The organism is Labilibaculum manganireducens, from assembly GCF_963665805.2.
Lineage (GTDB): Bacteria > Bacteroidota > Bacteroidia > Bacteroidales > Marinifilaceae > Labilibaculum > Labilibaculum manganireducens.
This window is the reverse complement of record NZ_CAXXEE010000003.1, coordinates 1,412,468-1,431,405: the sequence shown is the minus strand read 5'-3', so window position 1 is coordinate 1,431,405 and position 18,938 is coordinate 1,412,468. Positions and strand designations below refer to the sequence as shown.

The following is an 18,938-nucleotide window of genomic DNA, read 5'->3' as shown; positions in this document are numbered from 1 at the left end:
TCAAATTTTATCAAACACCTTCAGCAAGCTTACAAAGCCTGTTTTTATTTTGAAAAGTATGCTGTGTTATCTTACACAGCCTGTTTTCATTTTGAAAAGTATGCCATGTTATCTTACACAGCCTGTTTTTATTTTTAGAAATAGGCTATGTTATCTTACATGGACTATTTTTTGTTTTAGAAATGGGCTATGTAATGTTACATGAGCCATTTTTATTTTGGAAAGTATGCCGTGCAAGTTTACAAAGCCTGTTTTCGTTTTGAAAAGTATGCCATGTAAACTTACACAGCATACTTTTCTTTTTTTTGAGAGCTTATGCTTCAGTAGCAAGCAATTCTGCCTCAATTTTTTTCTTCGAAACAGTTTGCGGGAGCAAGCGGTTGGCAAAAGTTTTGCCAAATATCTTTATAGCATCCAGGTAATTAAATTCGTATTGCTTTCGCAAATTTGCCTGAGCCACTTCTTCGTTGGCAACTCCCGTTCGCACTCTGGTTTTCAAAAATTTGCTGGCTCCTATAAATGAAGAGGACGATAAGTACAAAAATAATAATTCGTAATTATCATCCCCTCAACGCAACTCTCGAAGCTCGATCCACCAATGTAAACAATTGATCAACCTGATCTTTCTGACCCGAAACCTTGTGCCCTTTCACCTTTACAAATTCACATTGTAAAGTATCGGTCAGTCCGTAAAATTCCTGATACAATTGATGATTCGCAATGAGCCTTCCATTTTTGGAACAATAGCCGTTTTTTTCAAAACGTTCTCTCCTCGCCGGCAAACCAATAATATTCTGAGAATCGGTGTACACAATTACATGGCAATTGTCCGAATCAATTTTATTCAGAGCCAACAGTAAAACCTGCAGCTCCAGTTTTGTAGAAGAAGTATTTTCGAAACGATTCAGTTTTACCAGAGTTTTAGCTTCATTCAGTGAGACATTCAAATCCTGTAAAAGAAGAACGGCTCCAAAACCAATTTTAGATTGCGGATTTACACTTCCATCGGTAAATAAAAACAGCGGCTTACACATCTTCTATTCTTAAACCATCCGGATACTCAATTTTAGCTAGAAACAAGCCATGGCCTGGCACCGAAGAACCCGCATTCGATCGATTCCTGCTTTCAATCACCTCACGAAAACCAGCCAAATCCATTTTTCCACGTCCTACCTCAACCAAAGTCCCAACAATGGCACGAACCATGTTACGAAGAAACCGATCAGCCTTAATCTTAAATACCAATTCATCATCAGTTTCAGTCCATTCAGCTTTTGCTATCCTGCAGTTATTGGTTTTCACATCGGTATGCAACTTACTAAAGCTTGTAAAATCGATGTATTCGAACAGAATTTTAGCCGCCTCGTTCATCTCTGCAACATCCAACTCATGCTGATTTTTCCAATGAGACTCGGTACGAAATGGATTTTTATGCTTGGTAATTTTATAATAATAAGTTCTGGAAATAGCATCGAAACGGGTATGCGCATCAGCTTTCACCCGAAACACTTCGCGAATGGCAATATCATGAGGCAAAAAGCGATTCAGCTTAAAAGCCAGTTTTTCACAATCGAACCGACAGTTTTCATCCACCTCGAAATGAGCCATAAAATCGCTGGCATGCACACCTGTATCCGTTCTTCCGCAGCCAACCACATTTATTGGCTGATTTAAAATAGTAGACAAGGCCTTATTCAGTTCCTCCTGAACAGAACTTGCATTCGGCTGAATCTGCCAACCATGATAGTTTGTTCCTTTATAACTTAGGCGAATAAAATATCGTTTCTTCAATTTAAATAGTATTTTCTGATTCTCCCCAAAAGTAAGCATTTTTAGCAAGTCCGAAAATGAAAGAACAAAGGAACGGAATAATGAACAATTGGATTCCTTGTCCCTTGGAGCTTGTTCCTTGTTCCTTGTTCCTTGATACTTGTTCCTTGTTCCTTGTTACTTGATACTTGTTACTTGCTACTTGCTACTTGTTACTTGATCCACAGTAGTATCTCCATTTTTGTGTATTTGTAAATTGTTTTTAGTCGTAACCTGACATTTACAGCTTGCTTATAGTCAGGATACGACGGAGTACAAACCAACTCCTTGAAATTTGTTACTTGATACTTATTCCTCGATACTTGTTACTTGTTACTTGTTACTTATTCCTTGAACCTTGCCGCTTGTTCCTTATTCCTTATTCCTTATTCCTTATTCCTTATTCCTTGATCCTTGCCACTTGTTCCTTGTCACTTGTTCCTTGCTAAAACCATTAACAATTTTTAACGGGCATGCATTTTCATAAAACGCTCAAAGGTTTATCTTTGTAAAGGTTTTCTGAAAAATCAGATTCTTTTTATGTAAATTTTTCAAGTAATTAAATATATTTCTAATGATCCAAACAGTTGATATCAAAGAACTAAATGAACGTATCCAAAGAGAAAGTTCCTTTGTGGATATGATTTCTATGGAAATGAACAAAGTTATTGTTGGTCAAAAGCACCTTGTTGAAAGCTTATTGATAGGATTACTTTCGAATGGTCATATATTACTGGAAGGGGTTCCCGGACTGGCAAAAACACTTGCAATCAGCACACTTGCAACTACCATAGAAGCTGAATTTAGTCGTATTCAGTTTACTCCTGACCTGTTACCTGCCGATTTGTTGGGTACCATGATTTACAGTCAGAAAAAAGAAGAATTTGTAGTAAAAAAAGGGCCTCTTTTCGCCAACTTTATTCTTGCAGATGAGATTAACCGTGCTCCGGCAAAAGTACAGGCTGCTTTATTGGAAGCCATGCAGGAGCGACAAATCACCATTGGTGACACCACCTATAAATTAAAAGAACCGTTTTTGGTTATGGCCACTCAAAATCCGATTGAGCAGGAAGGAACTTATCCTCTGCCGGAAGCACAGGTTGACCGTTTTATGCTGAAAGTGGTGATCAATTACCCTAAAAAAGATGAAGAGCAGCTAATTATGCGTCAAAATCTTTTGAAGGTATTTCCAAAAGCAGCTCAAATCTTAAAACCGGAAGACATCAACAAGGCGCGTGACGTAGTGAAAGATGTTTATATGGATGAAAAGATTGAAAAATACATTGTAGACATCATTTTTGCAACCCGTTTCCCTGCCGATTACGGATTGGAACAATTTAAGGATATGATCGCATTTGGCGGATCGCCACGTGCCAGTATCAGTTTGGCTTCAGCGGCTAAAGCTTATGCTTTTATTAAACGAAGAGGTTACGTAATTCCTGAAGATATCCGTGCAGTTTGTCATGATGTACTTCGTCACAGAATTGGATTGACTTACGAAGCTGAAGCAAACAATATCACTAGTGAGAACATTATTAGTGAAATACTGAATACCGTTGAAGTACCGTAACAATTATGAATTATGAATTACAAATTAGGTTCTCAATTTGTAATTCATGATTACCACGATTTAATTATTAATTCGTAATTCTCAATTCGTAATTAGCTATGGAAACTAGTGAATTATTAAAACGCGTCAGGCAAATAGAGATCAAAACCAGAGGTCTTTCCCGAAATATTTTTGCCGGCGAGTATCATTCTGCGTTCAAAGGACGCGGTATGACCTTCAGCGAAGTCCGGGAATACCAATATGGTGATGACATCAGAAATATTGACTGGAATGTAACCGCCCGCTACAATCAACCTTACGTAAAACTTTTCGAAGAAGAGCGTGAACTGACCGTAATGCTGATGATTGATGTGAGTGGTTCCCGTGAATTTGGAACCATCTCCAAACTAAAGAAAAATCAGATTACAGAAATTGCCGCTGTGCTTGCCTTTTCGGCCATTCAAAACAACGATAAAATTGGGATGATTTTCTTTTCGGATAAAATTGAAAAGTTTATTCCGCCTAAAAAAGGTAAGTCTCATATACTAAGAATCATTCGTGAACTAATCGATTTTAAACCGGAACATCGGAATACTGATATTGGTAATGCTTTACGCTACCTTACACAGGTTATTAAAAAACGCTGCACCACTTTCGTGATATCAGATTTTATTGATGAAGATTTTGAAAATGCATTAACGATTGCCAATAAAAAACATGATCTTGTAGCTCTTAAAATATTCGATAAACGCGAACAGGAAATCCCATCAATTGGATTGATTAAAATTAAGGATGCGGAAACAGGCGAATACAGTTGGATAGACACTTCGAATAAAAAGGTAAGAGAAAACTACGCCAAATGGTGGCGTGAGAAAGACACTCTGCTTACCGAAACATTTAAAAAGTCTGGTGTAGATGTGGCAAATATTCGAACCGATCAGGATTATGTGAGATCCTTAATTGCCTTATTTAAACGAAGAGGACAATAATTTTAGAAGCAGACGACTATGACAAATAGAATGAACATCCCAAATAAACTATTGACAAAAGCACTTGTCGCATTTGCAATTGTATTGGGAGCTACTTTTTCCTCCTTCTCGTCTTTTGCTCAGGAAGAAGAAAAAGGGATTAACTACAGCGCACAACTCGATACCAATGTTATTGTTATTGGTGATCAAATAAACCTTTTACTTTCCATAGAACAGCCAAAAAGTCTTCGGGTAGAGTTTCCGATATTTATGGACAGCATTGGTTCGGGAGTCGAGATCATAAAACAATCTCCTCAGGATACTATCCCGTTGGAGAATGGAAATATTAAAGTGAATAAAAACTTTTTGATTACCTCTTTTAATGATGGTGTTCACAAAATGAATCCTTTTGAATTCAAGATTCATGACGAAAATCTGATGAATATCATTCGAACGGATACAATGTTATTGGGCGTAAAAACCTTTGATATTGATACCAGCAAGGCTAATTTTGACATTGTAATGCCAATACATACACCAATCGCTTTTGCGGAAATTGCTCCCTGGATATTTGGTGGATTGATTGTTGCAGCATTAATTGTTTTATTGATTTTGTATCTGCGTAAGCGGAAGAAAAACCAACCTTTATTCGTTAAAGCAAAACCAGCCGAACCGGCTCATATTATTGCCTTACGCAAGTTGGATGAGATCAAAAAACAAAAGCTTTGGGAAACCGGAAAGGTGAAACAGTTTCATTCTGACCTTACAGATACAATCCGGTATTATTTGGATGAACGTTTCCAACTATCAACTCAGGAATCAACTACTGATGAGATATTAAAAGCAGTAAATGCTATGGAGGTAAATTCAGACTGGCATGCCAAACTGAAGGACATTCTTGAACGTGCCGATTTAGCCAAATTCGCTAAATTCACCCCCCTTCAGGATGAAAATGAACTAAGTTTGAAATTTGCCTACAAAATTATTGAGACTACCATTGTAGAAGAAGCTCCTGCTAAAGAGGAAAAAGAATCTATTGCAGTGGAAGAGACAAAAAAGGAAGAAAAGTAAACTTTGAAAATACAAAGTATGAGTTCTATAGAATTTGCAAATCCTGAATATTTTTACTTGCTGATCCTTTTGATACCATTAATTGCATGGTACATCTTAAAGGACAAGAATGCTCATGCAAGTATTCAGGTGTCAACATCAAAAAGCTTTCATTCAAGTGCCAAAACCTACAAATACTACTTGCGGCATGCTTTATTTGTATTTCGGGTTTTAGCAATAGTATTTTTAGTGCTTGCTATTGCCCGCCCGCAATCGAGCAATAGCCGAAGAGATGTAACTACGGAAGGAATTGACATCGTTATGTCGCTTGATATTTCGAGTAGTATGCTTGCCCGCGATTTTGAACCGGACAGATTGGAAGCTGCAAAAGAAGTGGCAGTGAACTTTATTACCGGCCGCGAAGATGATAAAATTGGATTGGTAATTTTTAGCGGCGAAAGTTTCACTCAATGTCCTTTAACAACCGATCATGCTGTTTTAATCAACCTTTTCAACGACATCCAAAGTGGAATGATTGAAGATGGTACAGCAATCGGGCTTGGGTTAGCCAATGCGGTGAATCGTTTAAAGGACAGCAAATCAAAATCGAAAGTTGTTATTCTCTTAACCGACGGAGTAAACAATCAGGGAGAGATTGCTCCTATTACGGCTGCAGAATTAGCAAAAACCTTTGGAATAAGAGTTTACACAATTGGTATCGGCACCATGGGAATGGCTCCCTACCCTATTCAAACGGCTTTTGGTATTAGTATGAGAAACATGCCTGTAAAAATTGACGAAGAAGTATTGCAGCAAATTGCTGATATGACAGGTGGTCAATACTTTCGGGCAACTGACAACAATAAATTAAAAGCAATTTACGAACAAATTGATAAGTTGGAGAAAAGTAAAATTGAGGTGAAACAATACATTACAAAAAGCGAGGAATACTTAATTTTTGCGTTGCTTGCCGCTTTATTCTTACTTCTTGAAATTGCTTTGCGTAATTCAATATTGCGGAACATTCCGTAATTGATATTAATTGAACACAGAAAATCATTGAACAATGAATCAATTTCGACTTGATCATCCGGATCTTCTATACTTATTTCTGATACTTCCAATTCTTGTAATTATATATTGGATCAGTTATTCAAGAAAAAAGAAAGCTCTTGAAGAGTTTGGTGAGATGAATATTATCTCGCAGCTAATGCCATACGCTTCCTTTACCCGACCGTTTTACAAGTTCGGTATTCTGTTGCTGGCTTTAAGTTTTATCATTTTTGGTCTTGCGGGACCCCAATTTGGTTCAAAACTACAAACCATTAAAAGAAAAGGAGTAGAAATTATCATTGCGCTGGATGTATCCAATTCGATGATGGCACAAGACATTCAACCCAATAGATTGGAACGCGCAAAACGAGCTGTTTCCAAAATGGTTGACAAACTGAATAATGATAAAATTGGCTTGGTCGTTTTTGCCGGCGAGGCATATACTCAATTGCCGATAACAACAGATTATGCATCTGCAAAATTGTTCTTGTCCTCCATTAGTACTGATATTGTTCCCATACAAGGAACTGCAATTGGTGCGGCAATAAACTTAGCTGCAAACAGTTTTACTCCCGATAGTGAGGCCAGCAAAGCTATTATTGTAATTACTGATGGTGAAAACCATGAGGATGATGCAATTTCGGCGGCAAAAGCAGCTTTCGATAAAGGAATTACAGTACATACTATTGCCATGGGATTACCGGAAGGTGCTCCAATTCCTGTAAGTCCCGGATCCCGGGATTTCAGACGGGATGAAAAGGGTAATATTGTAATATCAAAATTGGATCAGCAAATGGTTGAACAAATTGCTACTGCCGGGGGAGGAAAACCGGTGATAGCCAACAATACTACAACTGGTTTAAATGCCCTTTTTAGTGAAATAAATAAAATGAACAAAACGGAACTGGAGCAGAGAGTATATGCTGCATACGACGAAAAATTCCAATTGTTTATTGCCATAGGATTGTTGCTGCTCTTTCTGGAATTTTTAGTTCTGGAACGTAAAAACCGCCATTTAAAAGATATCAATTTGTTTAAACCATCGAAATAGAACTCAATTCTGATTATTATGAACAAATATATAGCATTATTCATCGGTATGCTTTGCCTCTTTAGTTTGGATGCATTGGCACAAAAGGAGCGAAAATTTATCCGCAAGGGCAATGGATTGTTCGAGGGGAATGAATATGAAAACTCGGAAGTAGAATATCGAAAAGCACTTGATAAAAAAATCAATTCGTATGAGGCCGGCTTTAATTTGGGAGATGCCTTGTACAAACAAAAGAAGTATGATGAAGCATTAAAGCAGTACCAGGCACTAACGGCCACTGAAAAGGATCCTAAAAAACTCGGAGAAATTTACCACAACATTGGAAATACTCTTCTGATGAACCGGAAAATTGATGAAAGTATTGAGGCTTACAAAGAATCCCTTCGTAACTTTCCAAATTCGAAAGAAACCAAATACAATTTGGAATATGCAAAAAAAATGAAACAGAAAGAGGAAGAAAAGAAGAAGAAACAGGATCAAAATAAGGACCAGAACAAAAATCAGGATAAAAAAGACCAGAATAAGGATCAAGACAAAAAAGATCAAAACAAGGATCAGGATAAAAAAGACCAGGACAAGAAAGATCAGAAAAATAAACCTGAAGATCAGAATAAAAAGAAAGGTAATCCTGAGGAACAGCAAAATAAGATATCTGAACAGGATGCCAACCGCTTGTTGGAAGCTCTTGAAAATGATGAAAAGAAGGTTCAGGAAAAGGTACAAAAAGCTAAAGCGGTTGCTCAAAAAGCAAAAAGAACCAAAATCAAAAAGGATTGGTAATTGATCTTTCAAATTGACTATTCCTAATTGATTAATCAGTAAATTTGCGAATCTGTTTAACCAACTATTTAATTGAATTTATAACATCTGAAATACAATATGATACAGATGAAGAAAATACTTCTCTCATTAGTAACAGTCATTTTAATTACAACATCGGTATTTGCCGATGAAATTAAATTTACTGCTTCGGCTCCAAATGTAGTGGAACTTGGCGAACAATTTCGTTTAACCTATTCCCTTAACAGCAAGGGTAAAAACATTCAAATTCCAGAACTTGATGGATTTAGGGTTCTTATGGGGCCTTCTACTTCAAGCAGCATGAGTACGCAAATTATTAATGGAAAAGTTACTTCCAGCTCATCCTATTCGTACACCTATGTTCTTTTGGCTGAAGAAGAAGGTAAATTTGAGATAAAACCTGCAGCAATTACTGTTGATGGTGAGAAAAAAACATCAAATTCACTAACCATTGAAGTCGTTAAGGTCGATAAAACACGGCAGGATACCGGTTCAAAACAATCACAAAACTCTGCATCAAGCCAAAAAATCACAGAAGACAATTTATTTGTTAAAGTAAAATTAGATCGGAATAATGTTTATATGGGTGAGCACGTTGTTGCAACCATTAAAGTATACACACGACTTACCATTGCTGGATTTGGTGATTCTAAATTCCCTTCGTTTGACGGTTTTTTAAGTCAGGAAGTACCAACCCCAGGGCAAATTTCTTTAGAAAGAGAAAACATCAATGGTACCATTTACAATACCGGAATCATCCGTAAATTAATTCTTTTTCCTCAGCACACCGGTGAAATTACAATTGATCCTTTTGAATTAGAGGTTATCATTCGTCAGCGTCAGGCAAACAAACGAAGTGGTTTCTTCGATGATTTCTTTGATAATTATCAGGACATTAGAGTGCCCCGTAAAAGCAAACCTATAAAAATCAAGGTGAAAGACTTTCCATCCAACAAACCTGCAAGTTTTGATGGTGCCGTTGGAAATTTCACTTTGTCTACAACTATCGATAAAGATTCAGTGAAAGCGAATGATGCGATTACCATGCGGGTAAAAGTAGAAGGTAACGGAAACCTGAAGTTGATTAAACCTTTGGAATTTAACTTTCCTGCCGATTTCGAAGTTTACGACCCAAAAACATCGCAGAATTTAAAAAGCTCAGAAGCAGGAATGAGTGGCTCAACCACATTTGAATATTTAATTATTCCCCGGCATGCTGGTGAATATGAGATTCCGTCAGTTGATTTCAGCTTCTTCGATCCCAAAGCTAAAATATTCAGAACACGTTCTACCAAAAAATTTACCGTTAAAGTAGCAAAAGGAGATGGAGATAATTCAGGAACTATCATTAGCTCCTTTACTAAAGAGAAGGTGAAATTTCTAGGAAAAGATATCCGCTATATTAAAACCAACGATTTCACACCTCAATTAAAAGGCGAGGTTTTCTTTGGAACCACAAATTTCTATTTGGCGTATATCATTCCTTTCTTCCTGTTTGTTTTAGCATTTGTATTCAACAGAAAACGAATAAAAGAAAATGCCGACACCGCTAAATTAAAAAACAAACGTGCTAACCGCGTTGCGATGAAAAGATTAAAAATGGCTTCGGCAAGTCTAAAAGCAAAACAGAAGGATCAGTTTTACGATGAAATTCTAAAAGCAATTTGGGGATATACTTCCGATAAGCTGAATTTACCATTGGAGAATCTGAATAAAGAAAATATTAGTGAAATTTTGCTTAGTAAAGGAGTTGAATCAGAACTTAAGGATGAATTTCTAAGCATACTGGACACCTGCGAGTTTGCAAGGTATTCTCCATCGGCCGGATCGTCGGAAATGGATGAGTTGTATCAGACAAGCATGGATACAATCACCAAGTTAGAGAAAAATATAAAATAGATTAATTGATTGTGTAATATCGAATTAAGCATGAAACGTCCATGATTAAATAATTATTAACTCATACATGAGAATGGTTAATTAATCAAGGTAAGTTACATCTGACAATTGCATAAAAATTATAAACAGATGAAAAAAGCATTACAATTTATACTCGCCATATTTCTAAGCACTCAGGTTTGGGCTCAGGTCAACCCAATTGCTGAGGCCAACGAGATGTATAAAAACGGAGAATACGAGAAAGCAATTCAAGCTTACGAATTTGTTTTAGATACTCATTTAGAAGCTCCGGAAATTTATTTTAACCTGGGAAATGCTTACTACAAAACAGGGGAAATCTCTTCTTCCATTTTAAACTATGAACGGGCTTTATTATTCTCTCCTAATGACAAGGATATTCAGTACAATTTAGACTTAGCCCGTAAACATGTATTAGATAAGTTTGATGTTTTGCCCGAAATATTTATAAAAAGATGGTTTTCCGGAATTCGAAATAGTTTTTCGGCTGATATATGGTCTTACTTTTCAATTTTATTTTTCTTACTGACGCTTACTTTTGCCTGTTTTTATCTGTACAGCAATAAATCGGGACTAAAAAAGCTGGGTTTTTTCTTCGCTTTTTTTGCCTTTGGCATTTCAATCATGACTTATTCTTTTGCATCAAAAAAAACGGATGAAATCAATATTCGTGAGCATGCAATTATTGTTAGCCCTAGTGTTACTATTAAAGGTTCTCCTGATAAAAGCGGCACCGAATTGTTCTTACTGCACGAAGGCACAAAAGTTAAAGTAATTGGAGAGTTACAGGATTGGCGAAACATTCTTCTCAGCGATGGCAATGAAGGTTGGCTGAAAAAAGAAGACATTGAAATGATATAATACAATCCAATAATATCAAAGGATTTCGGTTTCGAAATCCTTTTTTAATATTAGTAAACGCACAAAACAGAATAGCGAAATGAAATACAGCATACAAAACGAATTCTTTAAAATTGAGGTAATTGAAAAGGGAGCTGAACTTTGCAGCATCAAATCGATTTCTACAAATCAAGAATTTATGTGGCAAGCCAATCCTGAAATTTGGGGAAGCCACGCTCCTAACCTATTCCCGGTTATCGGCTGTCTGAAAGAAGATGGATTCATTCATGAAGGCAAAGAGTATTCAATGCCCAAGCATGGATTCGTTCGAAACAATGAAGATGTTCAATTGCACAGCAAATCAGAGAATGAGCTTTGTTTTGTATTAAAATCAAATGAAAACACGAGCAAACTTTATCCTTTCAAATTTGAATTCTACATTCATTATATATTGGATGGTAAGAAATTACATGTAAAACATGATGTTGTAAACACAGGCTCGAAGGGTATGCTTTTCTGTCTGGGTGGACACCCGGCTTTTGCATGTCCGTTAAAGGAAGGTGAAAGGTACTCGGATTACTATCTTGAATTTGAGCGAAAAGAAACTGCACACACCTGGATGATTGTCGACAATGGACTTATTGGCCAGGAAGGAAAATTGATTTTAGATGAAAATGATCGAATCGAACTTGCACCAGATCTTTTCGCAAAGGATGCTCTGATTTTTAAAAATCTAAAATCCTCCTTTGTGAAATTAAGAAGTAAGAATTCAAATTTCTCCTTAAAAGTCAGCCTTGATGATTTCCCATATCTTGGACTTTGGGCCAAACCAAATGCACCCTATGTTTGCATTGAACCTTGGATTGGAATCGCCGACAGCTATGATTCAAGCCGGGAATTTTCTGAAAAAGAAATCATTCAATCTCTTGATTCGGGCAAAACATTTAGTGCTGCATATTCGATAGAAATCACAGAATAAAACAGAAGTGCCCAAAGGCTCTTTTTTTATCTCCAATCAAAATTAAAGACAAATACATCTTTTTTTTGCTTTTCAGAAGCAATTCTTCATCCGAAAAGTTAAATTTGTGATAAGCTTTTAAATTTCCTGCTGCAACCACAATAAAACAAGCAAGTTTTTTTGAATAAAAAGCCGATAACTATTAATCAATTTTTCACGAATGCATATTGAAACTTTACTTGCTCATTTGGCTGAGGAGGGTGGCGTATACGATCCATACGGAGCCTCGCACCTGCCCATTTATCAAACAGCTACCTTTGATCTGAAAAAACAATCCGGATCTAAAATTTACGATTACACCCGTTCTGATAACCCAACAAGAGATGCTTTGGAAACGGTTTTTGCCAAGGCTGAAAATGGGGCATCTTGTTCGTGCACTCATACCGGGATTGGAGCAATTGCCTTGCTTTTTGAAACTGTATTGAGAGCAAACAGTAAAATTTTGGTTGAAAAAGATTGTTATGGTGGCACTTACCGACTTTTACAGGTATATAAAGACAAATACAATGTAGAAGTTTTCTTTGCTGATTTTACTGATCTTTCGGCAATTAAAAACTTACTGAAAACAGAAAAATTTGATTTGCTTCTCTGTGAATCGCCCACCAATCCGGGAATGAAAATTATTGATTTAAGAGAATTGACAAAGCTTGCCAAAAGCAACGAAACTAAATTCGCAGTTGATAATAGTCTCGCAACATTTGCATCTCAGAAACCACTCGATCTGGGAGCTGATTTTTCTGTTTTCAGCGCTACAAAGTACATTTCAGGACATGGAAGTACTGTTGCTGGTGCCTTGGTCTCTAAATCGGAGGAAGATGGCGAAAAGGTTGCCTACTTTGCCAATGCCGAAGGCCGTTCCCAAAATCCCTTTGATGTATTTTTAATCTCATTGGGAATACCTACTCTCCCCTTACGACTCAAGCATCATGAACAAAGTGCAATTCAGGTTGCTGACTATTTGGAGAAACACCCAAAAGTGAATAAGCTGGTGTATCCGGGTTCCAAAAATCATCCGCAGCATGAATTGGCAAAATCTCAAATGAAAATTTTCCCCGGTGTACTAACCGTTCACATGCAGAATGTTGAAACGGCTGAAAAATTGGTAGCAGCCACTCGCTGGTTTGGAGAAAAAGCCTCGTTCGGAACTGCAGATTCACGAATTGAAATTCCCGCTAAAATTAGTCACGCATCCTTTTCTAAAGAGGATCTGCAAGCAATTGGAATCTTCCCATCCACAGTTCGATTATCCATTGGTTTGGAACACATCGATGATCTGCTTGAAGATTTAGAAAACGCACTTAAATAATTTAATGGAAAAATGCATGGCTAAAAACCCATTCCGAAACATAGCTTGCGGAAAATCGATTCCACCGAACAATGTTCACGCTATTTCCGTTAGTCTTCCAACTATTCAGGATGTATATTCCTATGAAGAAAATAAGAATAACTGGCGGAATTGCATGGAAACAGGCTATCCCCGCTTTTTTTGTCATCCCTACGAAACAATGGTTATTGAATATTTTAAGGCTCATTTTTCAATTAGCGAAGAGAAACATGTCTTCCTGTTTCCATCAAAATCTTCCTGTCAACTTGTAAGCAGTTTTTTTGAACTTGATTTCAGGGAATATGAATTAAATGGAATCTTCACCATTTCTGTTGATTCGCAAAATCCTGCTTTTAAAAAAGCATGCGACTTTATTCAACATACCGGGCACAAAGTTTTTTCAAGACAATTAGAAGATTTCTTACTCAAGCTAAAACTCATAAACAATCCGCATCAAGAGGAAATTCTTTCTACTAATCCGGAACAGCACGTTAAACAAGAACTCCAAAAACAGTTCCTGCTAGATAAGAATCAAAACATTGAACTATTTTCGAGTGGAATGAATGCGATATATTCTCTTTTTGAGGGCATTAATCAAATTCAAAAGCTAAAAAAAGCCACTGTTTTCATCCAATATGGTTGGTTATACACCGATACCATAGATATTTTGAGAAAGTACAGTGAATCTTATTTTGAGGTAATCTCTGTTTATGACGAGAAAGAATTACTGTTGGTAATTGAAGCTAACAAAGAGAGAATTGCCGCAGTATTTACCGAAATTCCAACCAATCCTTTTCTTCATACTCCCAATTTGCCTTTTCTATATTCGCATTTAAGCAAGCTCAATATCCCATTAATTGTGGATGGAACCATTGGAACATGCGTGAATATGAATTATCTGCCTTACTGCGATTTTGCCGTAGAAAGCCTCACAAAATTTGCATCTGGAATGGCTGATGTTATGGCTGGTTGTGTTGTTCCAAATCCCAATTCGAACTGGACAAAGAACAATTTGGTTGATTTAAAGCCCTACCAACAAGAATTATACAGAAGAGATTTGGAAAGAATTGCATTTCAAATTTCAGGTATGGAATCGAGAGTTAAATCCATTCGAAAAAATGCATTCGAATTGGCTCTTTTTTTCGAATCCCATCCTGCAGTAAAAACCGTTAATTGGTCGCACAATAAAAAAAACGCAGCAAACTATTCGAAAATTGAGAAAGAGGAAAACAACTATACCGGATTAATTTCTATTGAATTTGATGGTTCGATTGAAAAATTTTATGATGCTCTTGAACTTCCAAAAGGTCCAAGTCTTGGCACAGAATTCACTTTGGTAATGCCTTATTTTTACTTGGCTCATTACGATTTAATTAAGACCAAAGAAGGACGAAAACTACTTACCGAAAAGGAAATCAACTGGGAATTGGTTCGGATATCAGTCGGCACTGAACCAATCGAAGAATTAATCAGCATTTTCGAAAAAGCCTTGAATCAAATCTAAAAAAGGGTGTCCGAAAAGTAAAGTTTTATTTGAAAATGTCATGTTGAGCGAAGTGGAAACATCTGTTATTCAAAGATAAAGATTCTTCAACAAGCTCAGAATGACAATAAGATTAACCTTTTTGGACACCCTCTTAATTTTAAAATCTACACAAGAGCCGGATAGTCGGTATATCCAACTTCGTTACCCCCGTAAAAAGTTTCCTTATTAGCTGCATTCAATCCAGCGCCTTGTTCAAATCGTTTTTCTAAATCAGGATTGGCTAAATAGGGTACTCCGAAAGAAACCAATTCTGCTTTTTTCGAAGCAATTGCTTCATGACCTGTCTCTTTCGTAAATCCTCCATTCACCATTCGAACGCCCCTGTACTGTTTCCCGTAATAACCGGCTACATCTTTAATCAATTGCGGATGATCATCAAGAGGAATCAATGATTCAATCAAATGCAAATAAGAAAGATCATATGCATTCAATTTATCAATCACATAATTAAAAATTGATGTTGGATTCGAATCTCCCATATCATTAAACAAACCACTGGGAGAAAGACGAATACCTACCGATGAAGAATCCCAAACCTGCAGTGTTGCGTCTAAAACCTCAAACAGAAAACGAGCTCGATTCTCTACCGTTCCACCATATTTATCGGTTCGGTGATTTGTTTTATCTTCTAAAAACTGATCGATTAAGTAACCATTTGCTGCATGAATTTCAACGCCGTCAAAACCAGCATCCTTCGCATTTTTAGCTGCCATTTTATAATCTTCCACAATGGCTGCAATCTCCTCTGTTTCCAAAGCTCTCGGAGTCACAAAATCTTTCAGTCCCTCATACGTAAATGCCTGTCCTTCCGGACGAATAGCGGAAGGTGATACCGGCAATTCTCCATTGTGAAAATCGGGATGCGAAATCCGCCCAACATGCCATAGTTGAATAAATATCTTCCCGCCTTTATCGTGAACAGCTTTTGTAATTTGTTTCCAACCATCCACCTGTTCTTTACTGTAAATTCCAGGCGTTGCCGGATAACCCATTCCCTGAGGTGATATTTGACTCGCCTCTGATATGATTAAACCTGCTCCTGCTCTTTGTTTGTAGTACTCTGCCATCAATTTTGTCGGAACATTTCCTTCTCCGGCTCTGTTTCTGGTCATTGGAGCCATTACCATTCTATTTTCCAATTCGATTCTACCAATCGCAAAAGGAGTCAATAATGTATTTTTATTCATCTTCTTTTTCGTTATTTTTATTTAATCAAGATATAAATAAGATTCTGATTTCTAAAAAAAGAAATATTAGAGATAAGTATAAATGAATTTATAGTTGCTATTTATCACTGAGCAAGAAAACAATCAAGTTGAATTTCTATTGATCTCAAGATTGGTTCGTATCTTCGCTAAAAATTTGAAAAGAATGAAACGTCCGTAATTTAATAATTGTTAACTCATACTTGAGCATGATTATTTAATCAAGATAAGTTCCTTCTGACATCTTTAAACAATTTCAGACACATGAAACAAATAGAACTGTTAGCTCCAGCCAAAAATCTGGAAACAGGAATGGCTGCCATTAATTACGGAGCTGATGCTATATATATTGGTGCACCTAAATTTGGTGCCCGATCCGCCGCAGGAAATACTCTCGAAGATATTGGGGAGTTGATTAAATATGCTCATAAATACCGGGCGAAAGTATTCATCACGATGAATACGATTCTATATGACCATGAATTAAAAGAAGCTGAAGAGCTGATTCATCAACTTTATAAACTTGGGGCTGATGCTCTGATTGTTCAGGATATGGGAGTTCTGGAAATGAATCTTCCGCCTATCGAACTTCATGCCAGCACACAAACTCATAATTACGATCTCGATCGGATTAAATTTTTGGAGCAAGTCGGATTTAAAAGAATTATTCTTGCCCGGGAGCTTTCCCTGGATCAGATTAAAGAAATCCGCAAAAATACCACGGCAGAACTTGAATATTTTATTCACGGCGCCTTATGTGTTTCACTAAGTGGTCAATGTTACTTCTCTCACGCTGTTGGCGGACGCTCTGCAAATCGCGGAGAATGCAGTCAGGCTTGCCGGATGAAATACGATTTGGTTGACGGAGAAGGAAAAGTAATTGCGAAAGACAAACACCTGCTCTCTCTAAAAGATCTGAATCTCTCCGCTCATATGAAAGAATTGGTGGAAAGCGGAATTTGCTCTCTGAAAATTGAGGGGCGTTTAAAAGACAGCTCCTATCTAAAGAATGTTACAAGCTATTACAGAAAAGAATTAGATGATGTTTTTGCAAAGAAACAAGAGTTTGAAAAAGCATCGTCGGGAACAGTCAAACCAAACTTTGAACCCGATTTAGAGAGAACTTTTAACCGGGGATTTACAAACTACTTTTTTACAGGTAGAATTCCCGAAATTGCAAATTTCCATACGCCAAAATCATTAGGAAAAGAAATTGGTAAGATTGTTGACATCCGTAAAGATCATTTTATTATTGACAGCAAATTTGAAATTCATAATGGAGATGGACTTTGCTTTTTTAATCACAATAAACTGCTAAAAGGGATTCTGGCAAACGGAGTAAAAGGAAAGCAGGTATTCCCCAATGAAATGAGCATGCTGGTTAAAGGTGCTGTTTTGTATCGTAATAACGATCATGAATTTGCCAAAACTCTTAAAAGAGACAACTCTATCAGAAGAATTTCAGCAGATCTTTTTCTTGAATTTAAAGAAAATATTCTGACCTTATTTGCTGCAGATGAAGACGGCATTAGTGCTTCGGTTCAACTTAAGGAAGAGTTTGAATTGGCCCGCAATGCTGAAATGGCAATTACTAATCTTAAAAATCAATTGTCGAAATCGGGAGATTCAATCTACTCGATCAATTCCATTGAAACCAACTTTACCGAAGCACCCTTTGTTCAGGCCAAAGTGCTTAATGAGTTGCGCCGGCAGGTTCTTGATTCTTTAACTGAGAATCGGCTTAATGCATTTCAACAACCCAAAACGAAAGCGTTAATCTCGCATCCCAAATATCATACAAAAAACCTGAATTATATGGGTAATGTGGTCAATTGTAAGGCCGAAGAGTTTTATCACAAGTGTGGGGTCGAAAAAATCGAAAAAGGTTTTGAACTGCAATCCAATTTCAAAGGGAAAACAATCATGACCACAAAGCATTGTTTGCGTCATGAATTTGGTATGTGCAACAAGGAGGTTAGTACCGGACAAAAAACAAATCAACCATTGTATCTTGTTGATAATAAAAATCGCTACAAACTTGAATTTCAGTGCCAGCGATGCGAAATGAAAATCATTTTTGAATAGAACAAACCGAAATTCGAACCCTATTTAAGAATATTAGCTATGGTTCACTATATAGAAAAATTAATTCGTGAGGGAGAACATCAGCAGCAGGATTTTAAATTCTGCATTACTGATTCCCGAAAAATTGCCAGATCATTATCTGCTTTTGCCAACACCGACGGGGGAAAATTACTTATTGGAGTAAAAGACAATGGGAAAATTGCCGGAGCAAAAGTAGAAGAAGAATTCCACATGATAAAAGCGGCTGCTGATATGTACAGTCGTCCTAAAATTACTTTCGAGAGCAAAGTCTGGCAAATAAGCGGAAAAAATGTTTTGGAAATCACTGTACCACCTTCCGAAAAAATGCCTCATTATGCCGAAAATGAAAAAGGAAAATGGTTGGCATACCTGCGAAAAGACGATGAAAATATTCTGGTAAACAAAGTTCTTCTTGAAGTTTGGAAACGAAAATCAAAACCAATCGGAACCTATTTAAAATACACCGAAACAGAAGCCGTTTTAATGGAATACCTTAATCGTAATCAAGAGATTAGTCTCAATCAATATTGCAGAATTGCAAAAATTAGTCGCTACAAGGCAGAACGGATATTAGTGAAACTAATTTGCTGGAATGTTATTGAATTAAACTTTTATGCAGGAGGTACCAAATACCTCATAAAACGAGAAAAAACTTCAAAAATATAAAACACTTCAGTCAAAGACTATTGAGTTGCATCAAC

The 18,938-nt window shown here is 36.8% G+C and carries 17 protein-coding genes; 13 read left to right on the top strand and 4 right to left on the bottom strand.

Annotation, left to right across the window (positions count from 1 at the left end; translation table 11 throughout):
• Window positions 1-313: 313 nt before the first annotated feature.
• The 3 genes from ACHZAX_RS05415 to truA form a co-directional block, all read right to left on the bottom strand.
• Window positions 314-499: a hypothetical protein gene (locus tag ACHZAX_RS05415; protein ID WP_320018319.1), complete on the bottom strand. Its 186-nt coding sequence runs from the start codon at window positions 497-499 to the stop codon at window positions 314-316.
• A 61-nt stretch (window positions 500-560) separates the two neighbouring features.
• The gene (locus ACHZAX_RS05410) at window positions 561-1,034 is read right to left on the bottom strand and encodes an RNase H family protein (protein WP_320018318.1); all 474 of its coding nucleotides are present in this window, start codon (window positions 1,032-1,034) and stop codon (window positions 561-563) included.
• Entirely contained in the window at window positions 1,027-1,791 is a 765-nt protein-coding gene (gene truA, locus ACHZAX_RS05405) for a tRNA pseudouridine(38-40) synthase TruA (RefSeq protein ID WP_320018317.1), read from the bottom strand. Before truA ends, ACHZAX_RS05410 begins: the two co-directional genes overlap by 8 nt.
• Before the next feature lie 592 nt (window positions 1,792-2,383).
• Between truA and ACHZAX_RS05400 the strand changes: the two genes are divergently transcribed.
• From ACHZAX_RS05400 to ACHZAX_RS05350, 11 genes are all read left to right on the top strand, one after another.
• Window positions 2,384-3,379, top strand: coding sequence for an AAA family ATPase (locus tag ACHZAX_RS05400; RefSeq protein WP_101308440.1), 996 nt, complete (start codon window positions 2,384-2,386; stop codon window positions 3,377-3,379).
• A gap of 98 nt (window positions 3,380-3,477) precedes the next feature.
• Window positions 3,478-4,347 carry a DUF58 domain-containing protein gene (locus tag ACHZAX_RS05395; protein ID WP_101308441.1) on the top strand — a complete coding sequence of 290 codons (870 nt, stop codon included), beginning with the start codon at window positions 3,478-3,480 and terminating at the stop codon, window positions 4,345-4,347.
• Window positions 4,348-4,365: 18 nt separating this feature from the next.
• Window positions 4,366-5,397, top strand: coding sequence for a hypothetical protein (locus ACHZAX_RS05390; protein ID WP_320018316.1), 1,032 nt, complete (start codon window positions 4,366-4,368; stop codon window positions 5,395-5,397).
• 18 nt (window positions 5,398-5,415) lie between these two features.
• Window positions 5,416-6,408, top strand: coding sequence for a vWA domain-containing protein (locus tag ACHZAX_RS05385; protein WP_218972994.1), 993 nt, complete (start codon window positions 5,416-5,418; stop codon window positions 6,406-6,408).
• Between the two features lie 34 nt (window positions 6,409-6,442).
• Window positions 6,443-7,480: a vWA domain-containing protein gene (locus ACHZAX_RS05380; RefSeq protein WP_101308443.1), complete on the top strand. Its 1,038-nt coding sequence runs from the start codon at window positions 6,443-6,445 to the stop codon at window positions 7,478-7,480.
• 18 nt (window positions 7,481-7,498) lie between these two features.
• Window positions 7,499-8,260 carry a tetratricopeptide repeat protein gene (locus ACHZAX_RS05375; RefSeq protein ID WP_320018315.1) on the top strand — a complete coding sequence of 254 codons (762 nt, stop codon included), beginning with the start codon at window positions 7,499-7,501 and terminating at the stop codon, window positions 8,258-8,260.
• Between the two features lie 108 nt (window positions 8,261-8,368).
• Window positions 8,369-10,180 (top strand): BatD family protein, encoded by a 1,812-nt coding sequence (locus ACHZAX_RS05370; protein ID WP_320018314.1) that lies wholly within the window; start codon window positions 8,369-8,371, stop codon window positions 10,178-10,180.
• 129 nt (window positions 10,181-10,309) lie between these two features.
• On the top strand, window positions 10,310-11,059 hold the full coding sequence (locus tag ACHZAX_RS05365) for a tetratricopeptide repeat protein (protein ID WP_101308445.1): 750 nt from the start codon (window positions 10,310-10,312) through the stop codon (window positions 11,057-11,059).
• A gap of 79 nt (window positions 11,060-11,138) precedes the next feature.
• The gene (locus tag ACHZAX_RS05360; RefSeq protein ID WP_320018313.1) at window positions 11,139-12,017 is read left to right on the top strand and encodes an aldose 1-epimerase family protein; all 879 of its coding nucleotides are present in this window, start codon (window positions 11,139-11,141) and stop codon (window positions 12,015-12,017) included.
• 199 nt (window positions 12,018-12,216) lie between these two features.
• Complete coding sequence (locus tag ACHZAX_RS05355) at window positions 12,217-13,362, top strand: trans-sulfuration enzyme family protein (protein WP_320018312.1); 1,146 nt, start codon at window positions 12,217-12,219, stop codon at window positions 13,360-13,362.
• Window positions 13,363-13,378: 16 nt separating this feature from the next.
• Window positions 13,379-14,884 (top strand): PLP-dependent transferase, encoded by a 1,506-nt coding sequence (locus ACHZAX_RS05350; RefSeq protein ID WP_320018311.1) that lies wholly within the window; start codon window positions 13,379-13,381, stop codon window positions 14,882-14,884.
• A 146-nt stretch (window positions 14,885-15,030) separates the two neighbouring features.
• Here the strand turns inward: ACHZAX_RS05350 and ACHZAX_RS05345 are convergent, their stop codons facing one another.
• On the bottom strand, window positions 15,031-16,113 hold the full coding sequence (locus tag ACHZAX_RS05345) for an alkene reductase (RefSeq protein WP_320018310.1): 1,083 nt from the start codon (window positions 16,111-16,113) through the stop codon (window positions 15,031-15,033).
• Window positions 16,114-16,395: 282 nt separating this feature from the next.
• On the opposite strand from ACHZAX_RS05345, the gene ACHZAX_RS05340 reads away from it, so the two are divergent.
• Window positions 16,396-18,216, top strand: a complete 1,821-nt coding sequence (locus ACHZAX_RS05340; protein ID WP_320018309.1) for a peptidase U32 family protein — start codon at window positions 16,396-16,398, stop codon at window positions 18,214-18,216.
• A gap of 39 nt (window positions 18,217-18,255) precedes the next feature.
• Window positions 18,256-18,903: an AlbA family DNA-binding domain-containing protein gene (locus ACHZAX_RS05335; protein ID WP_101308451.1), complete on the top strand. Its 648-nt coding sequence runs from the start codon at window positions 18,256-18,258 to the stop codon at window positions 18,901-18,903.
• The last annotated feature ends 35 nt before the right edge of the window (window positions 18,904-18,938 follow it).